The 15,139-nt window shown below is 55.8% G+C and carries 16 protein-coding genes; all 16 read right to left on the reverse strand.

Annotated features, from left to right (window positions below):
* Positions 1–667: 667 nt before the first annotated feature.
* Positions 668–1,072 carry a 50S ribosomal protein L19 gene (rplS, locus tag B2T33_RS13780; RefSeq protein ID WP_008889812.1) on the reverse strand — a complete coding sequence of 135 codons (405 nt, stop codon included), beginning with the start codon at positions 1,070–1,072 and terminating at the stop codon, positions 668–670.
* Between the two features lie 3 nt (positions 1,073–1,075).
* A complete protein-coding gene (gene trmD, locus B2T33_RS13785) occupies positions 1,076–1,792 on the reverse strand; it encodes a tRNA (guanosine(37)-N1)-methyltransferase TrmD (RefSeq protein WP_008889813.1) in 717 nt (238 codons plus the stop codon).
* 3 nt (positions 1,793–1,795) lie between these two features.
* Positions 1,796–2,470: a ribosome maturation factor RimM gene (gene rimM / locus B2T33_RS13790; RefSeq protein WP_008889814.1), complete on the reverse strand. Its 675-nt coding sequence runs from the start codon at positions 2,468–2,470 to the stop codon at positions 1,796–1,798.
* A 47-nt stretch (positions 2,471–2,517) separates the two neighbouring features.
* Positions 2,518–2,931, reverse strand: coding sequence for a 30S ribosomal protein S16 (gene rpsP, locus B2T33_RS13795; RefSeq protein WP_008889815.1), 414 nt, complete (start codon positions 2,929–2,931; stop codon positions 2,518–2,520).
* Between the two features lie 149 nt (positions 2,932–3,080).
* Positions 3,081–4,568, reverse strand: a complete 1,488-nt coding sequence (ffh, locus tag B2T33_RS13800) for a signal recognition particle protein (protein WP_063089190.1) — start codon at positions 4,566–4,568, stop codon at positions 3,081–3,083.
* Positions 4,569–4,833: 265 nt separating this feature from the next.
* Positions 4,834–5,691: a pantoate--beta-alanine ligase gene (gene panC / locus B2T33_RS13805; RefSeq protein WP_286792341.1), complete on the reverse strand. Its 858-nt coding sequence runs from the start codon at positions 5,689–5,691 to the stop codon at positions 4,834–4,836.
* Between the two features lie 45 nt (positions 5,692–5,736).
* Positions 5,737–6,582, reverse strand: coding sequence for a 3-methyl-2-oxobutanoate hydroxymethyltransferase (panB, locus tag B2T33_RS13810; protein WP_286792342.1), 846 nt, complete (start codon positions 6,580–6,582; stop codon positions 5,737–5,739).
* A 213-nt stretch (positions 6,583–6,795) separates the two neighbouring features.
* Positions 6,796–7,494: a cyclic nucleotide-binding domain-containing protein gene (locus tag B2T33_RS13815; protein WP_051007599.1), complete on the reverse strand. Its 699-nt coding sequence runs from the start codon at positions 7,492–7,494 to the stop codon at positions 6,796–6,798.
* A gap of 79 nt (positions 7,495–7,573) precedes the next feature.
* A complete protein-coding gene (gene ccoS, locus B2T33_RS13820; RefSeq protein ID WP_008889820.1) occupies positions 7,574–7,762 on the reverse strand; it encodes a cbb3-type cytochrome oxidase assembly protein CcoS in 189 nt (62 codons plus the stop codon).
* Between the two features lie 4 nt (positions 7,763–7,766).
* Positions 7,767–10,139 carry a heavy metal translocating P-type ATPase metal-binding domain-containing protein gene (locus tag B2T33_RS13825; protein ID WP_414716642.1) on the reverse strand — a complete coding sequence of 791 codons (2,373 nt, stop codon included), beginning with the start codon at positions 10,137–10,139 and terminating at the stop codon, positions 7,767–7,769.
* Between the two features lie 47 nt (positions 10,140–10,186).
* Positions 10,187–10,705, reverse strand: a complete 519-nt coding sequence (locus tag B2T33_RS13830; protein ID WP_008889822.1) for a FixH family protein — start codon at positions 10,703–10,705, stop codon at positions 10,187–10,189.
* Positions 10,706–10,737: 32 nt separating this feature from the next.
* Positions 10,738–12,243, reverse strand: coding sequence for a cytochrome c oxidase accessory protein CcoG (ccoG, locus tag B2T33_RS13835; protein ID WP_286792344.1), 1,506 nt, complete (start codon positions 12,241–12,243; stop codon positions 10,738–10,740).
* 300 nt (positions 12,244–12,543) lie between these two features.
* Positions 12,544–13,416, reverse strand: coding sequence for a cytochrome-c oxidase, cbb3-type subunit III (gene ccoP / locus B2T33_RS13840; protein ID WP_064781177.1), 873 nt, complete (start codon positions 13,414–13,416; stop codon positions 12,544–12,546).
* 15 nt (positions 13,417–13,431) lie between these two features.
* A complete protein-coding gene (locus B2T33_RS13845) occupies positions 13,432–13,593 on the reverse strand; it encodes a cbb3-type cytochrome c oxidase subunit 3 (RefSeq protein WP_008889825.1) in 162 nt (53 codons plus the stop codon).
* 15 nt (positions 13,594–13,608) lie between these two features.
* Positions 13,609–14,340: a cytochrome-c oxidase, cbb3-type subunit II gene (ccoO, locus tag B2T33_RS13850; RefSeq protein ID WP_008889826.1), complete on the reverse strand. Its 732-nt coding sequence runs from the start codon at positions 14,338–14,340 to the stop codon at positions 13,609–13,611.
* Positions 14,341–14,354: 14 nt separating this feature from the next.
* Positions 14,355–15,139: cbb3-type cytochrome c oxidase subunit I (locus B2T33_RS13855; RefSeq protein ID WP_286792345.1), on the reverse strand; the 785-nt coding region annotated here is incomplete at its 5' end.

Consider the following 15,139-nt stretch of genomic DNA (forward strand, 5'->3'; position numbering starts at 1 on the left):
TGCGGGCTGGTCACTTCGTGGACGAGATGACGGTCAATATAAAGCAGGCAGGTACCATCATCCTGCGTGTCGACCACATGGCTTTCCCAAATCTTGTCAAAAAGGGTTTTAGGTTGACCCATCTCGACCTCCTCATAATACATCGATCTTTTGAGCAGCAACGATCAAGCCGCTGGGTGCGGTTCTGAATGGGACGAAGATCGCGGCAATACCTGCTTTTGACGGCGGGTGGGGCTTGGCGCTTCTCCGGCGCAACCGGCTTTATCCGGTTTGCGAAATTTTATTATCCAGAACCACGCGGGTTTGTTCGTTTTTGCCGCGGGAGTGCCTTTATACACGCCGCCTTCCAAATCGCAAGGTATCGGGCGCGTGTTTTTGGATGATGCACACTTTTAAATAGAGTGTGCCGTTTTACAGCATCCCAGAGTAGCCAAATCAGCATTTAACGATATAGGTAAGGGATATCTGATATAATGAAAGCTGATAAATTTATCGTCGGATTTCTGCGGGACTGCATTCTTTGAGGTTAAATCCGGCGATTCGCTATAATGCAACCAATGAGTGTATTAGGCGGTTTCTGGTCTCGTCCCGACTAGGGGCCGGAAACGAAAACGGGCCCACCCGAAGGTGAGCCCGTCTTTGTTCTGATGCTGAAAACAGCGAAGAATTACTTCTTCTTGCGTTCTTCGGCGGTCAGTTTGCCTTTGTGGCCGGTGGTCTGCTCGGCGATACGTGCAGATTTACCGGTACGACCACGAAGGTAGTAGAGTTTCGCGCGACGTACGTCACCGCGGCGAACGACTTCGATTTTGTCGATGGCCGGGGAGTACGACTGGAAGATACGCTCAACGCCTTCGCCCGATGCGATTTTACGCACGGTGAAGGAAGAGTTCAGGCCGCGGTTCTTACGCGCAATGCATACGCCTTCGAACTGCTGGATACGCTCACGGGTACCTTCAACGACTTTCAGGTGTACACGGACGGTATCACCTGCATCGAATTCCGGAACTTCGCGCTGCGCAACGATTTTGTCGAGCTGCTCTTTCTCGAGCTGCTGGATGATGTTGGTCATGGTTTAACCCTCTTTGATGTTCCCGTTTGCCACGTACCGGTCCCAAAGGTCCGGGCGTCGCGCGCGGGTAATTTCTTCTGCCTGAGCATGCCGCCAGGCTTGTACCTTGGCATGATGTCCGGAAAGCAAGATCTCCGGCACTTCACGCCCGTTCCAGTTGGCCGGGCGCGTGTAATGCGGATATTCAAGCAACCCGGTTTCAAAGCTTTCCTCGTCGACGGACTCGGTCTTGTTGACCGTTCCCTCGATGAGGCGAATGCACGATTCAATCAGGACCATGGCCGGCAGTTCGCCGCCCATGAGGATGTAATCACCGATACTGATTTCCTCGGCCTCGTGTTCATCCAGAACTCGTTGGTCAATACCTTCGTAACGACCGCAAAGCAGGATGGCACCCGGGCCTGCTGCCAATTCGCGGCAGCGTTTCTGGTTCAGCACTTTTCCCCGCGGGCTGAGATAAATCAGCGGCAACTGCGGTGCAGAGCCACGCAATTCACGCAGGGCGGCGTCGACAATATCCGGGCGCATGACCATACCGGCCCCGCCCCCGAAGGGATTGTCGTCTACAGTGCGGTGGCGGTCGGTTGCATGATCGCGGATGTCTTTGACATCAAGCGACCAGATCCCGTTTTCAAGCGCCTTGCCAGCCAAAGACTGACCAAGCACACCCGGAAACATTTCCGGGAACAGGGTTGCAACTTTTGCCTGCCACACAGACATCGATCAGGCCTCCTTCCCGCTGCCGGTCGCGGTTTCCGCGCCTACTGCATCTGCAGCAACGGCATCAGAATCGCGGTCGGCCTGAGAGTCCTTGCGGGGTTTGTTCGGACGACGGTTACGATTACCGGGTCCGTCCTCATCCTGCAGTAGCCCCTCGGGCGGATTTACCACCATCTTGCGTTCCGAAAGAATGACCTCGGGCACGACTTCCTTGGTGAAGGGAAGAACAACAACCTTGTTCTTGGCTTCTTCGAGCGCGACTTCGATTACGTCGCCAGCGCCAAAATCAGCCACACCCCGTACGGTGCCAAAAACCGAACCATCAATGTGGAACGCTTTCAGACCGACAAGGTCAGCAAGGTAGAATTCATCTTCTTCAACCGTGTCAGGCAGTGCAGCACGCGGTACATGCAGCTTGGTGCCCCGCAGCCGTTCGGCAGCGTCCCGGTCGTCCACACCTTCGATCTTGGCGATCAGCTGGTCGCGGACATGTCCGACAGGAGACAGCTTGTATTTCACGCGTCCCTTGGCGTCGAACAACGGGCCGTAACCGACAAGGTTATCCGGATCGACGGTATAGCTTTTGACGCGCACGGCACCACGCACCCCGTGCGGGGCGGTGATCATGCCGACGCAGACATAAGCTTCGTCGTTTTTGGATTTGCGGGTATCAGCCATTTCGGTTCACAAGTTTCCGGTATCTGATCAAAGCGTGCCTTCAGCGATTACTCGCCTGCAGCTTCTTCTTCAGCAGGTGCTGCTGCTTCGGCAGCGGCTTCCGCAGCAGCGGCAGCAGCAGCTTCGGCTTTCTCAGCTTTCTCACGAAGACGTTCCTGAGCTTTCGCTTTCGGAGCAGACTTCTGCGGCTGTTCGGTCGGTTTGAACGCGTCAGCCAGGCCAGCTTTGCCCAGGAAACGTGCAACACGATCGGTCGGCTGTGCGCCAACGGACAGCCAGTATTTGATGCGCTCTTCTTTGAAGGTAACGCGGTTGTCAGCATCCTTCGGGAGCATCGGGTCGTAGGTACCGACGCGCTCGATGAAGCTGCCGTCACGCGGGGCACGAACGTCAGCAACTACGATACGGTAGTACGGACGCTTCTTGGCACCGCCACGGGAAAGACGAATCTTGACAGCCATTCGGATAAGTTCCTTTCAGCTTGGGTTTGTAGTCTTCTAAATCATGACCCCGAGGGGCCTATTCACTTGGTCTTTGATCCGGCTTTGTGGGCCGGTTTTGGTTCCTAAGAGGAATTCTTGAAGAACCCATTTCAGAACCGGGGGCTTGGCTATTTCTTTTTGCCGAACCCCGGGAATCCCGGAGGCAAGCCACCGCCGCCTCCCAATCCCGGCAACCCGGGCGGCAAACCGCCCCCGCCACCGGTAAATCCTTTTGGCAAGTTGTTGAGGTCGGGCATATCGCCGCCCTCAAGCATTGCCGGGTCCATTTTCGGCATGCCGCCAAACAGACCCTTTTTGCCCATCTTGCCCATCTTTTTGATCATGGTGGACATGGTCTGGTACTGCTTCAGAAGCTTGTTCACGTCCTGAACGCTCAGACCACAGCCCGCGGCAATACGCTTTTTGCGCGATGCCTTGATCAGGGCCGGGTTTTCACGTTCTTTCGGCGTCATCGACAGGATGATCGCTTCCTGGTGGGTCAGAAGTTTGGGATCAAGCTTGGTCTGCGACATCTGTTTTTTCAGCGCGCCCATGCCCGGCAGCATCCCCATGATGCCGGAAAGATCACCCATTTTCTGAAGCTGTTTGAGCTGTGCCAGAAGATCGTTCAGGTCAAACTGACCCTTGCGCAGCTTCTTGGCCATTTTCTCGGCGTCTTCGGCCTTGATGTTTTCGGCAGCCTTTTCAACCAGGCTGACAACATCGCCCATGCCAAGAATACGGTTGGCGATACGATCGGGATGGAAGGCTTCCATCTCGTCGATTTTTTCGCCGATACCGATCATCTTGATCGGGCAGCCGGTGATCTGACGCATCGAAAGGGCGGCACCACCGCGCGCATCACCATCAACACGGGTCAGAACGATACCGGTGATGCCGACCTTGTCGGCAAATTCCTTGGCAACGTTGACCGAGTCCTGACCGGTCATCGCATCGGTAACCAGAAGGGTCTCTACCGGGTTGACGGCATCACGGATCTGGGCGACTTCGCTCATCAGTTCCATGTCGATATGCAGACGACCGGCGGTATCAAGGATGACCGCGTCATAGCCTTCCTTGCGGCCGGTATCCATCGCACGTTTGGCAATCGAAACTGGTTTTTCGCCCATGACGATCGGCAGAATGCCAAGACCGTTATCGTCGGCCAGCACTTTCAGCTGCTGCTGGGCGGCCGGACGATAGATATCAAGTGATGCCAGAAGGACTTTCTTGTTGCGCTTTTTGGTCAGGTTCAGCGCGATCTTGGCGGAACTGGTGGTTTTACCTGAACCCTGCAGACCGACCATCAGGATCGGAACCGGCGGGGTGGAAGCGAGATTGATTTCCTCGCCTTCGCCCAGCATGTTTTTCAGTTCGTCATGGACGATCTTAACGACCATCTGGCCCGGCGTGACCGAGCGCAGAACATCAGCACCAACTGCACGTTCGGTGGCGTTGGAGATAAAGGTTTTAACGACCGGAAGTGCCACGTCCGCCTCAAGCAGGGCGACGCGTACTTCGCGCATGGCCTCCTTGACGTCGGATTCTTTCAGCGCGCCACGTTTGCGCAGCTTATCGAGAACCCCGCCAAGGCGATCGCTTAGTCCTTCAAACATTCCAAATCCCGTCTGTGTTGCTGGTGTTTCCACCGTGTGCGCACAAAAAACTAAAACCCAGTGCTCGAAACTCGAGGACTGGGGGAGTCACCTCTTGGGCGACCTTTGGTGGGGAGGGTTTATTGGATCAGGGTGTGGGAGTCAAGCGCAATCGGGCGCAAAAGCGCGTTATTCTGCGCTTTTCATCCTGTTTGCTGTGCAATCGGCGATTCCGCCACTGTGCCCGGGTGTTTAACCGGCAGTCATGCCCGGCTCATGCCCTGAGTTACGCAGGCTCAATCGCGTGATTGTCAATCAGACGCGCCTTGCCCAGCCGGGCGGCAACAAAGATTCGGGCCGGTTTTGTTACCGTATCGCTGATCAGTTCCAGCGTTTCGGCATCGCGGACTTCAAGGTAATCAATCGGATCAAACCCGGCAGAAAGGATATCTTCGCGCCCCTTGACCAGAAGTGGCCCCAGTTCGGCACCATTGGCGGCCTTGGCGGTGATGTCGCCCAATACCTTGTTGAGTGTCGGGGCAATCGCACGTTCGTCAGGTGTCAGGTAGCGGTTGCGCGATGACATCGCCAGACCGTCATTTTCCCGCAGGATTTTTGCGCCGATGATCTCGACCGGAATGTTCAGATCTGCGCTGAAACGCCGGATCACCATCAGTTGCTGATAGTCTTTCTGTCCGAAAATCGCACAATCGGGCAGGGCCTGAAGCAGTAGTTTGGTAACAACCTGTGCCACGCCATCAAAGTGGCCGGGGCGGGCCGCCCCACACAGAACATTGGTCATCGCGCCATCAACAGAAACCTTGGTGGCAAAGCCGTCGGGATACATTTCCTCGACCGAGGGGGCAAAGCACAGCTCGACCCCGGCGTCACCCAGCAGTTTCTGATCGGCAGGCAGGGTGCGGGGATAGGCACCGAAATCCTCGTTCGGGGCGAACTGGGTCGGATTGACGAAAATCGAAACAATCACCCGGTCAGCATGTTCACGGGCAAGGTGTGTCAGGCTGATATGGCCATCATGAAGCGCGCCCATGGTCGGAACCAGGGCGACACGCAGGCCTTCGGCGCGCCAGTTGGCAACAGTCGCGCGCAGATCAGCGACAGTGTGAACAGTCGTAAGGGACATCGTTTTCGTCGTATCGAAGATTGCAGAAAATCGCGGCGGTCTGGATCAGACCGCGCGCAACTTACCTTTTTTCGCTAACCCAAAGCAATGTTCATCCGTCGGGAACTGACGGGTGCGCACTTCGTCGGCGTATTGGCCGACGGCCTCGGATACCGCATCGCCAAGATTGGCGTAGCGTTTGACGAATTTCGGCGTGAAGTCGGAAAACAGACCAAGGATGTCTTCGGTGACCAGAACCTGCCCATCACAGGCGACCGAGGCACCAATGCCGATGGTCGGGATGTCGATGGCCTCGGTGATTTGACGTGCGACGGGTTCAACCGTGCCTTCGACAACAACCGAAAAGGCACCCGCCTTGGCAACCGCCTTGGCATCAGCAACGGTCTTGCGTGCGGTTTCTTCGTCGCGGCCTTGGCTTTTGAAGCCACCCATGGTGTTGACCTGTTGGGGCATCAGGCCGATATGGGCCATGACCGGTACGCCGCGCAAGGTCAGGAATTCGATGGTTTCGGCAAGTTCGGCACCGCCTTCAAGCTTGACCGCGGCACAGCCGGTTTCAGCCAGAATATGGGATGCCGTGCGGAACGCCTGTTCCTTGGATTCCTGATAGCTGCCAAACGGCAGATCAACAACAACACAGGCATTCTTTGATCCGCGCATCACGGCCTTGCCATGGTTGACCATCATATCGACGGTCACGGCAAGCGTGCTTTCCATGCCATAGACAACCATGCCCAGTGAATCACCGACCAGAAGCAGGTCGCAATGTTCATCCAGGCGTTGCGCCATCGGCGCGGTATAGGCCGTCAGGCAGACAATCGGATCTTTGCCCTTGCGGGCACGGAGTTCTGGGACGGAGGTCCGGCCCATCTTTTTGCTGGTGGCACTCATGACGTTTCTCCCCCGGTACAACCGGATTTCGCTGCCCGATCTTTGTCGAGCGTGCGGTCATGTTTACAATATCATGACCGCGATCGGGAAACCTTTTTTGCAATCGCGAAATAGGCAATTCGGCCAATAACCGGGATTTCGGGCGTGGTTTGGCTGATTGTTCGAAGGATCAGCGTCCTAAAATGCTATTGGCCGATTACAAGCACGCAGAAATCACAGACCTTCGGCAAGATCTTCAAGCATGTCGAGACCGACCGCCTCGATATGGCGGTTATCCTTTAGCGTGATCGTCGCTTCCTTGCGCAACTGGGTCAGGGTGCGTGACACGGTTTCAATGGTCAGACCCAGATAGTCGGCAATGTCGGAACGGCTCATGGGCACGTTGATGGTCTCGCTGCTTTCGCCGCGGTGTTCCTGACGGCGGGCCAGCATCAGAAGGAAGGATGCGACCTTTTCCTTGGCGGTCTTGCGGCCAAGCAGAAGCATCTGATCCTGTGCGGCGGCCAGTTCATCGACCGCCATGCCCAGCATGCGTTTTTCAAGATGCGGAAACTTGTCGAACAGTTTTTCCAGCTTCTGGCGCGGGAACCGACATGCGGTTACCGGTTCAATCGCCTCGGCGGTGTAGCTGTAATTGGCATTCAGTGCGAGGCCAAGAAAGTCACCGGCAAACAGGAAACCGGTGATCTGACGGCGGCCATCGCCCAGCAATTTATACAACTTTACCGAGCCAGACGTGACGTTGAAGACGTAGTCGGCGTCTTCTGCCTCGTGGAAAATCGTGGTGTGCGGGTCATAATGTGCATGCGTAAGCAATTGACGCAGCTGATCATGTTCATCGCCATGCAATGCGGAGCAAAAAGTTAAGTCCTTGATAGAACAGGCTTCGCAGATTTGGGGGCGGACTGCCATCGTAGACTCCGATGCTGGTGACCCGGTAGGCGGATTGTAAACAAATCTATCCGATGAGATAGCCCTGTTTCAAGCAATTCTAACTATCGCCTTGATGGAACTTCTTTGAGTTCCCCGGAGGCGTGACGTCATCGTCATCAAACAGAATGCGATTTGCCGCACCTTCCATATCGTCAAACTGCCCGGAACGCAACGACCACAAGAAGGCCCCAAGGCCCAGAAGGCCCAGAAACAATGCAATCGGGATCAGGAGAAGGAGGTTGCTCATGGCATTATATCCCTGCCTGCTGCGACAACGTGGTCGCCGGTTTGATGCCGACCCCGTCAGACTTGCCCGATTTTGCGTGTAAACGCAAGGCATTGGCGATCACAATCAGGGATGAGGATGACATGGCGATTGCCGCAAAAAGCGGGGTGACAAACCCTGATACCGCCAGCGGGATCGTGATCACGTTATAGGCAAAGGACAGGGCAAAATTTTGACGGACAAGTCGATCAGCCTTGCGGGCAACATCAATTGCTTCGATCACGGCGCCGAGCCGATCACCCTGAAACACGATATCGGCCGCGTTTTGCGAAATTTCAGCAGCCGTTGCCGGCGACATTGATGCATGGGCGGCGGCAAGGGCCGGTGCGTCATTGATACCATCGCCGACCATCAAATCATGGTTGCCGCGATCCGCGCGGGCCTGAATATGGTTGGCTTTTTCGGTTGGCGACATCCGTGCCATCCAACTGGTAATGCCAAGCGTTTCCGCAAGCTGGCGCACGGTGCTTTCGCGGTCACCTGACAACAGGGTCATTTCAAAGCCACGCGTGCGCAGGGTGTCGATCACTTCGGGTGCGTCGCTGCGCATCGTATCGCGGAAGACAAACCGGGTCGGGGCAATGCCCGGTTCAGATAGCCACAATTCCGGTCCGGTAATATCGGATGGTACATCGGCGTTTTCGGCAACATCGCAGAAAGCACGACTGCCAAGCCGGATCGGACCCGCGGGACCCTGCATCATCAGGCCAAGGCCAGCTTGTTCGGTAACATTGGTTTGCGGGGTTACGTTTCCGGCGGCACGCACCAGTGCGCGGGATAACGGATGGTTGCTGTTGGCGGCCATACCGGCGGCAAGCATCAGTTTGTCTTGCTGTGGCTGGCCGACCAGTTCGGGTTTGCCCGTGGTCAATGTGCCGGTTTTATCGAAAATGATGCCGGTGATCTTGGTCAGTCGTTCAAGGGCGGTTGCCGATTTGACAAGAATGCCCGCACGCAACAGACGCCCGGTGGCAATCACCTGAACCACCGGAACCGCAAGCGCCAGCGCACAGGGACAGGTAATGATCAGAACGGCGATGGCGTTCATCAGCGCATCCTGCCAGCCAATCCCACCAATCAGCCACCAGCCGATAAAGGTCGCCAGCGACAGGGTATGAACAACCGGCGCGTAGGCCTTTGCCACCCGATCAGCAATGGCGACATATCTGGCACGGCCCTGTTCGGCATTTTCCATCAGACGCACGATTTCGGACAGCAACGTATTGCCGCCGGTTGCCGTGACTTCGATACGAAGCGGGGCGGAAATATTGGTGGTTCCAGCAAATACGGTGGTGCCCGGACGGGTCAGAACGGGGATGCTTTCACCGGTGATGATGCTGGTATCGACATCGGACTGTCCGTCGATCACCTTGCCATCGATGCCGATCCGTTCACCGGCCGCAGCCAGAACAATCATGCCCGGTGTGGCCTTTTGCGGTGCGATCAGGCGCCGCGTACCATCAGGTTCAATCACGGTGATCGAGCGGGCATTCAGCGATAGAAGATGTTCAGCCGCCGAGCGTGCCTGCCCGCGCGCACGACCATCAAGATAGCGCCCGATCAAAAGGAAGAATAAAAGGGTAATCGCACTGTCGAAATATGCATGCGGTTCGCCGCGAATGGTTTGTGCCAAGCTCATGCCAAGTGCCAGAATGACGCCCAGACTGATTGGCACATCCATATTGACCCGGCGATTGCGAATGGCGCCAAGGGCGGATCGATAAAACGGCAATCCGGCATAGGCCGCCGCAGGCAGCGCGATCAGGGCCGATATCCAGTGAAACAGATCGCGGGTCGCCCCGCCCATGCCCTGAAAATATCCGGCCCAGACCGAGACCGACAGCAACATCACGTTCCCGGCTGCAAACCCGGCAACCGCCAGACAGCGCAGCAATTCCTTGTTGCGCGATGTTGTTGCCTGTTCAAGGGCGGCCGGATCAAACGGGATCAGGCGATAGCCCATCTGCATCACCGGGCGAATGATGTCTTCGATATCGGAAACATCGCCCTGCCAGCTCAGGCGCAGGCGGCGTGTCGTCATATTGACGCGGGCCTGCAATACGGCACTGTTTCGGTGCAACAGGGTTTCGATCAGCCAGACACAGGCCGCACAATGAATGCCATCGACCATCAGGTTCAGATGATGATGACCGTCGGTATCGGTGCTGGCCAGTTCGGTGAAATCAAAGCTTGCGATTTCGTCTTCGTCCGGGCGAAGGGCCCGGACCTTGGGATCGATTGCACGTCGGTTGTAATAGGATGTCAGCCCCATTTCGCCCAATAGCTCATAGGCGCCAGCACAACCGGCACAACAAAAGTCGGGCGCGGCAGGTGACATGGCTGTCACCGGCTCGCCGCAATGGCGACAGGGCTGAAGGGCGACGTTCATGGATTTACGACGACATACTCGACAGTTTGATAATCATCGCCCATCGCGTTGGCGATGGTACGCAATTGCCAACGACCATAAACTGGGAAGGCAGCACTTGCACGATATTCACCCGGTGCGATTTCGGCCATCGCGATGGTGGTATCAAGATCATCACGATCCGCCCGCGACATCACGATGGACATTTTTGCCCCAGTGATCGGATTGGAATCTTTGTCGCGGAACAGGACGGTGATGGTGCCGTTTTGATCAATGACACCATCGACACTAAGCTTGCTGCGCCAGCCCAGTTCTTCCTGACGGGCAGCACCGGAAATGGCCGCGTTATAGTTGTTGCCCTCTTCGAAGGCATGTTTGGTCACAAGGCCATTCCAGCTGGTCATCGAAAACGTGATCAGCGAGATATTGGCAATCAGCATGACGGCGAAGCCGCCGACAAAATACCACGGGATCCAGCGATCCGACTTGCGCGGGCCATTCTGATCTGTGGAAGGTGATGTCATCTGCATTGCCATATCTTGTCTCCTGAACTGAAACGCATCTGCGATCAGCGGTCGTTTTCCGGACCGGCGAACACTGTATCATATGTTTCGGTATTGCCGGTTTCCTTATCGGTCACCGTGAATTCAAATGGTGTCGATTTACCATCAAGTGTTTGGGGATCCGCTGCCACAAAGACACGGAAACTGCCGACCCGGTCCGGGGCCACGTCAAGATCATAGGTGCCGTCCTGGTTCGGGGTCAGGCCGATGATCTGGAAATCAGTTGCATCAATCCCTTCAAGCGACAGAACATAGGTTTTTTCTGCCTGTTCCTTGTTGAGAACCTTAAGGGTATAGCCGTTGCGCACGTCACCATCAGACAGGGCGACGAACAGCGGGTTACGGTCACGCAGAACATTGAGTTCAAGCACCGAACGGTTGGCAAGACCAAACATCATGACCACGGCAATGATCACCAGCAGCAATGAATAGAAGATTGTGCGTGGGCGAATGATGCGCACGCGGGTCGCCTTGCCCTGTGAACGAAGCTGGGAGTTCTGGACCGAGTCGAACCGAACCAGATCGCGCGGGAAACCGACCTTGTCCATCATCTCGTTGCAGGCATCGATGCACAGCCCACAGCCAATGCACTCCAGTTGCAAGCCGTCGCGGATATCGATACCGGTCGGGCAAACGTTCACGCAGGCGTGGCAGTCGATACAGTGACCGGTTTCGGGCACTTCGCCGCGCACAAGGTTTTTACGTTTGATCGGACCACGCGTTTCACCGCGCCAGCTTTCATAGGTGACGATCATGCTTTCATCATCAAGCATGGCGGACTGGAAACGCGGCCACGGGCACATATAGGTGCAAACCTGTTCACGTGCCCAGCCTGCCAGAAGGTAAGTAGAGCCCGTCAGGAACGCGATGGTGACATAAGTGCCAAAGGTGGCATTGGCGGTGAAGATATCGACCATCACGGTCGGGGCATCGTGGAAATAAAGGACAAAAGCACCACCGGTCGCCATGGAAATGACGATCCATGCCAGATGCGTTGCACTGATTTTCCAGATTTTTTCCAGCGTCCATTTCGATTTGTCGAGGCGGACACGGGCGTTGCGGTCACCCTGAATATAGCGTTCAACCAGCATGAACAGGTCCGTCCACACTGTTTGCGGGCAGGCATAGCCGCACCAGATACGCCCGAAAAGGGACGTTGCGAGGAACAAGCCCACAGCGGCCATGATCAGGATGCCGGTGATGTAATAGACTTCCTGTGGCCAGATTTCGATAAAGAAGAAATAGGCACGCCCCAGATCCATATCGATCAGAACGGCCTGATCCGGTGCGCTTGGCCCACGGTCCCAGCGCAGCCAAGGCACGACCCAGTAAATGGCCAGAAGGGCAATCAGCGCAAACCACTTCAGGTTCCGGAAACGTCCTGAGACGCGCTTCGGATAGACTTTGTCGCGCTTTTTATAAAGCGGGACTTCATCATAATCGCCTTCGTCGACGATGTGCGGGACGTTTTTGGGTTCGATATCTGGTTGCTGCAAAGTGGACATGGCCATGTTCGCTACCTGGTTGTTGCTCTGAACCTTGCGACTGCTCTCTGTGCGGGGCGAACCCGCCAGTCGCTTTGAAGGTTGGTCTGTCAGGAGAACTTGGGTTTCTGGCAGCTTTGCAGAGCAAACTCTAATTATTCAAATCTCAGGCAGAAAATACGAGAGACCCGGCTTGCTCACCATGACACATGTCAATTTATTAGCCGATATTGGTATGAATTGTTGTGGCTGAGCCGCCCGGAAAAGAAAAAGGCCCGCGATTACAAATCACGGGCCTTTTTGAAAAAGTTGTATTTGAACGCGGACTTACTGGCCGCCACCGAGCGAGTGGACATAAACCGTCAGCATTTTGATGGTTTCTTCGTCCAGACGGCCTTCCCATGCCGGCATGACGCCGCGACGGGAATTCATGACCGTTTCGGTGATGGTTTCTTTCGAACCACCATAGAGCCAGATGGCGTCTGTCAGGTTCGGTGCACCGAGATCCTGAATGCCTTTGGCATCGTCACCGTGGCAAGAAGCGCAGTTTTCCTCAAAGACCACCGCACCGCGATCAGCCGCAGCGGCGTCAGTTGCACGGTCCGTGAAGGACAGAACATATTGAACCACATCTTCGATCTGGTCGCGTTCAAGCAGTTCGTCACGCCCAAATGCCGGCATATCATTGAAGCGGGTATCTTCATTGGCATCCCAGCGCACACCGACATGCAGTGTCTGGTTGATGGCATCAAGCGTCCCGCCCCAAAGCCACGCATCGTCCTGAAGCGACGGGAAGCCCGGGTTACCCGAACCACCGGTGCCATGGCACGGTGCGCAGTTATCGGCGAAAACGGCCTTGCCGCCAGCCATGGAGAAGTTCAGAAGTTCGCTGTCATTGGCGATTTCCGATACATCCAGGGCAGCCAGACGTTCCATGTAAGGTGCACGTTCGGCCGCAACACTGGCCATGGTTTCGTGCAGTTCGGTACGGTTGGTGGTGCCAAACATACCTTTGAGATAGTCATTGGCAGTCGGCCAGGACGGGTAAACCACCCAGTAACCAACAGACCAGATGACGGTGATCCAGAAGACATAGACCCACCAGGACGGCAGCGGAGTATTCAGTTCCTTGATGCCATCCCATTCATGACCGGTGGTATCTGTGCCGGATACCTGATCTTTCTCGACTTTTGTCGACATTGCTCTGTTCTCCCCTCAATCCTGATCCCGGAAGGGGATCTGCGCATGCGATTCCATGTCCTTGTTGCGCTTTTTGCTTGGCCACATGACCCAGGCAATAATCGCGCCGAACAGCAGCATCAGCCACAGACCCCACAGAGGGCGGAAAAAGTCAGCGAGTTGCGTAAAGAATTCCATGACGATCCCCTTGCATTAGCGCAGGTTCATCTGCGGGTTGTAGGTGGTGAAGTCGACCATCCGGCCCAGGACCTGCAGGTACGCAACAAGCGCATCCATTTCGGTCAATTCTGCCGGGTTGCCGTCAAAGTCACCTGTTGCCGCATTCGGATAGCGCGCGAGGAAATCATCGTCATAGGCCGCATCCTCGCTGGCCTGCAGATACAGGTCTGCCTTGGCTGCCTCGATCATCTCGTCTGTGTAGGGGACACCTACCATCTTGAGGGTCTCGAGATGTGCCTGAGCGTCATCGAAATTCAGTTTGCGTTCCGCCAGGAACGGATAACCCGGCATGATCGATTCCGGCACAACAGCGCGCGGGTCAATCAGGTGGGCCACATGCCATGCGTTGGAATATTTTCCGCCGACACGTGCCAGATCCGGACCGGTTCGTTTTGACCCCCACTGGAACGGATGGTCATACATCGATTCTGCTGCAAGGCTGTAATGGCCATAACGTTCGACCTCGTCACGGAACGGACGGATCTGCTGGGAATGGCAATTATAGCAACCTTCACGGAGATAGATGTTACGACCGGCCTGTTCGAGTGGCGAATAGGGACGGACACCTTCCACTTTCTCAATGGTCTGTTCCATCGTGAACAACGGTACAATTTCAACGATACCGCCGATGATGATGGTCAGGAAAATACCAAGGATCAGAAAGAAGACGTTCTTTTCTACGATATGGTGTTTTTTAAGAAGCATCTCTGGTTCCCCCCTTATTCGGCTGCAACGGGTGCAGGTGTGCCGATTGGTGCTTCGTTACGGAGGTCACCCTTGATGGTCTTGTAGATGTTCCAGACCATCAGCAGCGAACCCAGCAAGAACAGCAGGCCACCGGTTGCACGAATGATGTAGTAGGGATGCATTGCCTCGACAGTTTCGATGAAGGAATACTGCAGGAAGCCAAGGTCGTCATAGGCGCGCCACATCAGGCCCTGCATGATCCCCGAAACCCACATCGAGGTGATGTAAAGAACGATCCCGATGGTACCGAGCCAGAAGTGATGAGCCACAAGGCGCATCGAATACAGGCGTTCACGGTGCCAAAGGACCGGGATCAGGAAGTAGATCGCACCGAACGATACGAAGGCAACCCAGCCAAGCGCACCGGAATGCACGTGACCAATGGTCCAGTCGGTATAGTGCGACAGGCCGTTGACCGCCTTGATCGACATGACCGGGCCTTCGAAGGTCGACATGCCGTAGAAGCCCACGGAGATCACCATCATCCGGATGACCGGGTCGGTGCGCAGCTTGTCCCAGGCCCCAGACAGCGTCATCAACCCGTTGATCATGCCACCCCAGGAGGGCATCCACAGCACGACCGAGAACACCATGCCAAGGGTCGAGGCCCAATCCGGCAGCGCGGTGTAGTGCAGGTGGTGCGGACCCGCCCAGATATAGAGGAAGATCAGCGCCCAGAAGTGAATGATGCTGAGCTTGTAGGAGTAGACCGGACGCTCGGCCTGCTTCGGGATGAAGTAGTACATCATGCCCAGGA

Origin of the sequence: Thalassospira sp. UBA4513, from assembly GCF_002388495.1 — a bacterium.
Classification (GTDB): Bacteria; Pseudomonadota; Alphaproteobacteria; order Rhodospirillales; family Thalassospiraceae; genus Thalassospira; species Thalassospira tepidiphila.